Here is a 6,838-nt window from a genome sequence, read left to right as displayed (position 1 = left end):
AGTTTTGCACTTGGACGCTGATTGTGGCTGGCGTATCGGGTGGTATGAATCCGGTGTTCGGGTCTGCGGTCGACACGGTGATGAGCGGTGATGCCCAGAACATGGTGCCGTTGGGCAGTGGCCGTGTGCCGGTGTCGGCGTAGGTGTATCCGACCACCAGTAGGGGTCCGGAGCCAGAGGAACCGCCGGGCTCGTGTTTGTCGTCGCGCGGATGCATGTGGCGGCCTCTTTCACAGTTCGGGGATGACTTGGCCGGGCGCTGAGGCAGGGGCAGGCCAAGCCCATGTGGGCCAGCCCAATCCGCGGTCGCCGTCGAGGTCCCAATCGAGGTATGGCGTCGTAGTGGTGTCGGCGTTGAGTAAGGCCTGGGCGACGTCGACGGCATTGCCGAATGCCCTGACGTCGAGACCGTGGCCGTCTGCGACGGTGGCCATCCGTTCGTTGAACTCTTGATCGCTGAGCACCATGGGTGTTGCGTCGCGCATTGCCAGCGGGTTGTTTTGCGTCGCCGTGAATGGCGGGATGGCGCCCGGAAGGCTTGGGGCGAAGGTGAATCCGTCGACGAAGTCCAGCGGCCAGACATCGGCGGTCCGGTACGACATTTGGCGCGGCGTCTCGCGAGGTTCGCTCGGGTACAGGGTCCAGTTGCTGGTGGTCGCCGCCCATACCGAGCGCGGGTAGTTCTGGTCGGCGACGGGTCGGCAGGTGGTCAGCGCCGCGGTGGGGGGTACCACCTGTCCTCCGCCCAGTGGGCTGAACTGAATTTCGTTGTGGGCCAGCTGTGTGGTGTAGGGAGAAGCCAGCCCGGCGGTGACCAGCAGATCGCGCACGGTGTTCTCGAAGTTGGCCAGGTAGACGGCTACCCATTCGCTATGGCAGCGCAGTGCATTCCAGTCGGGTGGTGTGGCGTCATCGAGCAGCGCGATCGCGCCGGCGATCAGTGCTGCGCCGGCGGCGACGTTGCCGATGGCGTAGTTCATGATGCCCAGTAATGCCGCGGCGATCGCGCTGGCGATCTCGGCCACCGACGGGCTGCCGGTCGGGGCCGCTGGTGGCGGGACGACGCCGCCGCCGCCGGGCAGCAACACCGAGCCGTCGACGCCTACCCAGTCGGGGGTGGGGCCACAGGCGTCGGGGAGGTTGATCTGGTCGGGTGGGTTGCAGCCGAGGAACTCCGCCGACGTCGCCATCCACAGCGTCAGCCACGTCAGCGAGAACGCGCTCTGCACGCCGGCGGCGTCGACACCGGCGGTAGGTGGCGGCGGTCCGTAGGCCGCGTTGTAGGAGGCCAGCCACAGGTCGACCAGCTTGGTGGGTAGGTGCGGCGCGAGCGGTGTTGCTGCTGCGATGGAGCCGAAGACCACCGGCGCGGCGATCCCCCCGAATTCGATGCGTCGCTGCAGTTCGGCGGCGCACACGTTGTCCCAGGTGCGCAGCAGTGGATTGGGCACGCGGCCGCCCGCGGTGAATACGATCTCGGCGCCGCCGGCCCGGACCTTGCGCCGCTTTTCGACGTATCCCCAGACCCAGGTGTCGACATAGTTGGAGATCCAGCGGTGCCGCCACCAGTGATTGCGGTGCGGGCCGCCGACGATGCCGTTGATGAACGGGTTGCCGCACACCGCCGAGGCGTAGGCGATGGTGGCGCCGTCGGCGTAGGCCCTGAGCTGGCTGTCGCCGCTGTCGTTGGCGCGTGTGCGCAGTTGTTGCAAGAACCGGCCAGTGTGGCTGTCGTGCAATGTGTCTCGTGGTCGCCACTCCGAGGGCAGCCGGAACTTCCACCGCTGGTTGGAGTTGAAAACCACCCCGGAGGCGTTCGCTGAAGGGCCCGCTGTGAACACGTCGCCGGCGAACGCTGCGAACAGCCCTGACACGGTGGCGAGCTGGGTGGTCAGCGCGGTGATGATGCCCGGTATTTCTTCGGCCTTGGCCTTGTTGTTGATCAGCTCAAGCTTGGCGGCGAGGTCGGCTTGGTTGGCTAGGCCGCGGATCCAGTTGAGCCGTTCACGCACCGTCGAGAGGTTCTCGTAAAGGCCGGGCGTTCCCGGGGTTCCGGCCAACAACCGCAGGATCGGCAGCCATGCCGCGAACACCCGGCTGTTGGGCTCGGCGGTGCCGAGTTCGGTGCGTGCCGGCAGAAAATCGCCCAGCTGCTGGCCCACCGCGCCGAGATAGAAGAACGGCAAGTCGGCATCGGCGGGCACGGGGTCCCCCGCGGCGCGGCGCGCCTCGAGGACTAGGTCGGCGATCGCGAACTGTGTCGGAATTCCGGTCATGCCATCCCCCAGGTGTTGTTCGTGGTTCCGACGCGACCTGGTCGGCGTGGATGAGGGCGCGTTGGAGGACTCATTTTGGGATTGTGGTCGGTGGTGGGGCGGGTGGCATGAGTAGTGCCCTACTCGTTTTCACCGCGGCGGTGCGCGTGTTCGAAGGTCGGCGGTTGAGTGGTCGGTGACCGGTTGCTGGTGGCGGTGCGCGCCGGATGGGTGTGAGAATTCGCGGGTGGGCAAGATGATCGCGCCGTTAGTTGATTCGCAGCGGTTTGCGCTGGTCGGCAATGTGCTGCGTCCGGCGTTGAGGGAGTTGCTGATGGCCAGCGCTGCCGCGGCGGGTGAGCGCGCAGCCTTCGTGCAAGCCGCGGCGTTCGTCGACTGGTTGATCTCGCGGGCCGAGGACAGCAGCGTGGTCTTCGAGAAGCTCGACGAGCAAGTGGCCGCGCGCATCTTGGATCAGCCGGTGCCGGACATGTCGGAGGCTGATCGTGCGGAACGGTCGATGCTGGAGTCACCGCGTCCGCCGATGCCGACCGGTTTTCGTCAGTCTCATGAGTTGCCGGTGACTCGCGCGGCGCTGGATGAGGCCGAGCAGATTCTGCGGTGGTCGGGGTGTACGGCGCTGCTCGCCGCGGCTGACCGCATTGCCGAGTTCCGTGTCTGCCTACCGGTGCGGTAGCGAAACACCGAAACGCCCCGGACTTACCTGGCTCTTGGCCAGGACAGCGCCTAGCGTGATGGCTGATGTTAATGGTGGAGCAGCCGTCAGCAGCTCAAACGTACCGTGGCCGGACGCGCGGTAGGTTTGCTGGTATGCGGCAACGTGTGGGGCGGGTGGCGCGGCCGGCGGGGATGGTCGGCGCGGTCGCCCTGGCGGTGGCTGTGCTGGTTTGCCCGTGCACCAGTGTGGTTGACGGTTCGCCGGTGGCCGGAGACGAGGCGGCCGCGGCAGCGGTCCCCGCGCTCGAGGTGGGCAACTATCCGACCAAGCCGGCCCCGCCGCTGGGTATGGCGGGAAACCCCGACATCGGCGCGATCGTCGAGGGTCAGCGGATGGCCAACAACGTGATCGGGCCCTGGGAGGTCGATCCCGCGCTGGTGACGGGATATGCCACCAGCGCGTTGGTGCTCAAGAACACCAAGTCGCTGCAGTTCATGATGCCCGAGAGTGTCGCGGCGGCTGGCGCGCCGCACACGCTCGTCAACGGGTTTTTCTCCTCGCGTGAGGAGCCTGGGCAGAAGATCTTGCAGAATGCGGTGCCGCGGTTTCCCGATCCGGATGCGGCGCGGGCCGCGGCCAAAGACATGGGCGATGCGGCGTTGCGGCAAGAGGTGATCACGCCGCCGGTGACGTCGGTGTCGATCCCGGGGCATCCGGAGGCGATCGCGACCAGCCATATCCTCAAGCAGCCCGAGGTGGAGTGGACGGTCGTGCGGTCCTTTCTGGCGCATGGGCCGTATGTGTTGACTCAGCTCGTTCAGGGTGCGGTGGGGGAGGTGGATCCGGTGCCGATGGTCGCCAAAACGCTTGATGTGCAGGTGCCGTTGATCGACGAGTTCAAGGCGACCGATCCGGCCAAGTTCGCTGAGCTGGAGCTCGATCCGACGGGGCTGCTGGAGCGGACGTTGCCGGTGCCGGTCACCGCGGCCTCGGTCAACCAGCGAGCGGTCTATGAGCGTCGGGGCGCGCTGCATTTTCAGATCGATCCGGTGCGTTCGTCGAAGGTGTTCGACGAGGCGGGGGTGGATCTGGTGGCGATGGGGAAGTCCACGGTGTATCAGGCCCGCGACGCTGGTGGTGCTCGGGTGGTGGCGGATGCTTTTTTTGCCGAGCAGCGGGTGGGGACGACGCCGGCTGAAGGGGTCAAGGAGTTGCCGGGCAGTCGGTGTGTGCAGCAGTCGGGAGATCGCGGTGTTTACTGTTTGGGCACTGCGGATCGGTATGTGTTCGAGGTGGGGTCGGGGCAGTTGCGTGATGCTCACCAGCAGCTGGCCGCGCAGTACACGATCTTGATGGCCGAGTAGGCACGGATAGCGCGGGACGCTATTAGCGCTGGACGCCATGAGCGCGTCGCGTTATGGTTCGCGCGTGGCTGAACCCGCACCGACTGGTCTGCTGCCGACGCGGCATCAACATCCCGGTCATGTGTTGCGCACCGAATTTCTTGAGCCGCTGGGGATTTCGCAGTATCGGCTTGCTCAGACCATGGGTGTGCACCCGCGTCGCATCAACCAGATCGTGCACGGCAAGCGCAGCATCTCTGCCGATACCGGGCTGCGACTGGCGCGGGCGTTCGGCCTGGTCGACACGTACTGGATCGACCTTCAAGCCCACTATGACGCCGCGTTGGCGCGTGAGGTGATCGGCGGGGCGGCGTTGGACGAGATCGAGCCGGTGTGCAGTCCTCCGAAGTGGATCGATAAGCGGTGGTGGAGGTGATCGGCCCGGCACTGCCGGGCAGCCCGCGACACGACCAGCATGACCAGCGACGAGAGCCGGAGACTTCGGGATGGAATTAGCGGTAGGGACCGTCGTCGCGGGCTACACGATCGAGGGCGTGCTGGGCGCGGGCGGCATGGGCACCGTCTACCGAGCCAAGCATCCGTCGCTGCCCCGCAGCGACGCTCTGAAGATCCTCAGCGCTGAACTTTCGCGCGACAAGGAGTTTCGGGAGCGGTTCGCACGCGAGGCCGACATCGCCGGCTCGCTCGATCATCCCAACATCGTGACCATCCACGACCGCGGCGAGACCGAAGATGGCCGGCTGTGGATCGCGATGCAATACGTGCAAGGTTCAGACGCCGACAAGGAAGCTCTGGCCGGGCGCATGCCGGCGCGGCGCGCGGTCCACATCATCACCGAGGTCGCCAAGGCGTTGGACTATGCGCATCGGCGCCGGGTGCTGCACCGAGACATCAAGCCGGCGAACTTTCTTCTCGCACCCAATGACGAGCGGATCCTGTTGGGCGACTTCGGTATCGCGCGGCTGTTCGACGACACCGGGCTCACCCAAACCAATGCGGTGATGGCCAGCGTGGCCTATGCCGCGCCCGAGGCGTTCGGCGACGGTCCGGTGGATCATCGCGCCGACATCTACTCGCTGGGCTGTGCCCTGTTTCGGATGCTCACCAAAAAGGCACCGTTTTCGCAGCCCGACAAGGGCATAGCCGCCACCATCACCGGGCACCTGTCTCACCCGGTGCCCAGGGTCAGCACACTCGTCACCGGCATCCCGCCGGCCTTCGACGAGGTGATCGGCAAGGCGATGGCCAAGGAGCCCGACGCGCGGTATCAGTCTGCCGGCGAGATGGCGGCCGCGGCGGCGCGCGCGCTTGAACAGCGCGGGCCCGAGGAGGCGGGCCTGGCCGGTCAGACCTTGGAATGGACCGCAACGCCACCTCAACCGCAGCCACCGCTGCCGACGACGCCGCCGCAGTTCAATGGTCCCGCACCGGTGATCGACGACAGCGTGATCACCTATCCCAGCGGACATTTCAGCGGGCCCCGTCCCTTCACGTTGCCGGGCGGCGCGACGCCACCGCAATTCCCGCCCGCTCCGCCGGACAGCTCGACTGGTCCGCAGGTGCGGGGGCCGCGGCGGCGCCGGCGGGCGATGATGGTGGCCGCGATCGCGATGACGGTGGTGCTCGCTGCCGGCGCCGGCCTGTGGTTGTGGCGCAGCGCGAACGGCGAGGCGTATCAGGCCCAGTCGTTGACACACATGCACGGCACCACCGAGTTGACCAGCGCGCCGCACGCTGTGGCCGCGCTGGGGCCCGACGACGGGGATGCGGTGCGGTCGCGGGGCGTTCAGCCGGTGGCGTTGACTGCGCCGCGCGGCGAGCTACCCGGGTGGGCGCGCAGCGCGTTGACGGGCACGCCGACAGTGATGTCGAGCATCGACACGACGGCCGTGGCTGCCGCCGAGCCGGATCTCATCATCGCCACCGGCGATATCGACCCGGTGACCTATGAGCGGTTGCGGGCCATCGCGCCGACGATCACCCGGCCGCAGAACAGTGGTTCGGGGTGGACGTGGCAGAGCCAGCAGACCTGGGATGGGCGCATCCTGGGGCGAGAGACCAAAGCCAGTGAGCTGCTGGGCACATTGCAGTCGGTGCAAGCCGATCTGCGCAACCAGCATCCGCAGTTCGCCGGGAAATCGATTGGTGCGGTGAGCATTAGCGATGACGAGGTGTCGGAAATACTGACGCCGTCGTTTACCGCTGAGTATCTGGAAAGCCTGGGTTTTCGCTACAGTCAACGGCTGCAACGCAATCCCGTCGACGGGCAGTCGACGACTCGCCCGATCGCAGATCCCAACGAGCTCTACCGGATCGAAAGCGACGCTTTGGTGGTTGTGCGGACTGATCAGGGTGCCGGCTGGGGCGGATATGACGGGTTGCCCAAGCAGCTGACGGCCTACACCGGTGCGATGGTGATCGTCGACCAGCCCGACGTGATCGCCGCGTTGGGCCAGCCCGGCGGATATCTGGCGGCCCGCTACCTCGACGACAACTTCGTGGCAGCGCTCGCCCGCGACATCAAGTAACCCACGCAACGG

General features: G+C 66.7%; 5 protein-coding genes. 4 read left to right on the top strand and 1 reads right to left on the bottom strand.

What is annotated here, in order from left to right; all coding sequences use genetic code 11:
- Positions 1 to 230: 230 nt before the first annotated feature.
- Positions 231 to 2,276, bottom strand: a complete 2,046-nt coding sequence (locus CWS39_RS25200; protein WP_102145622.1) for a hypothetical protein — start codon at positions 2,274 to 2,276, stop codon at positions 231 to 233.
- Positions 2,277 to 2,511: 235 nt separating this feature from the next.
- Here CWS39_RS25200 and CWS39_RS25195 point away from each other — a divergent pair, with 235 nt between their 5' ends.
- From CWS39_RS25195 to CWS39_RS25180, 4 genes are all read left to right on the top strand, one after another.
- Positions 2,512 to 2,952, top strand: a complete 441-nt coding sequence (locus CWS39_RS25195) for a hypothetical protein (RefSeq protein ID WP_158240406.1) — start codon at positions 2,512 to 2,514, stop codon at positions 2,950 to 2,952.
- 134 nt (positions 2,953 to 3,086) lie between these two features.
- The gene (locus tag CWS39_RS25190; RefSeq protein ID WP_233213684.1) at positions 3,087 to 4,298 is read left to right on the top strand and encodes a DUF7373 family lipoprotein; all 1,212 of its coding nucleotides are present in this window, start codon (positions 3,087 to 3,089) and stop codon (positions 4,296 to 4,298) included.
- 64 nt (positions 4,299 to 4,362) lie between these two features.
- Positions 4,363 to 4,713 carry a HigA family addiction module antitoxin gene (locus tag CWS39_RS25185; RefSeq protein ID WP_233213683.1) on the top strand — a complete coding sequence of 117 codons (351 nt, stop codon included), beginning with the start codon at positions 4,363 to 4,365 and terminating at the stop codon, positions 4,711 to 4,713.
- Between the two features lie 70 nt (positions 4,714 to 4,783).
- Positions 4,784 to 6,826, top strand: a complete 2,043-nt coding sequence (locus CWS39_RS25180; protein WP_102145619.1) for a serine/threonine-protein kinase — start codon at positions 4,784 to 4,786, stop codon at positions 6,824 to 6,826.
- The last annotated feature ends 12 nt before the right edge of the window (positions 6,827 to 6,838 follow it).

The organism is Mycobacterium hubeiense (assembly GCF_002838065.1).
GTDB classification, from domain to species: Bacteria; Actinomycetota; Actinomycetes; order Mycobacteriales; family Mycobacteriaceae; genus Mycobacterium; species Mycobacterium hubeiense.
Note: the sequence above shows the minus strand (reverse complement) of the source record. Positions and strands in the feature narration are given on the sequence as shown.

Coding starts and splice junctions, on each gene's coding strand:
- CWS39_RS25200 (WP_102145622.1), bottom strand. CDS start 2,276: ATGACCGGAATTCCGACACAGTTCGCGATCGCCGACCTAGTCCTCGAG.
- CWS39_RS25195 (WP_158240406.1), top strand. CDS start 2,512: ATGATCGCGCCGTTAGTTGATTCGCAGCGGTTTGCGCTGGTCGGCAAT.
- CWS39_RS25190 (WP_233213684.1), top strand. CDS start 3,087: ATGCGGCAACGTGTGGGGCGGGTGGCGCGGCCGGCGGGGATGGTCGGC.
- CWS39_RS25180 (WP_102145619.1), top strand. CDS start 4,784: ATGGAATTAGCGGTAGGGACCGTCGTCGCGGGCTACACGATCGAGGGC.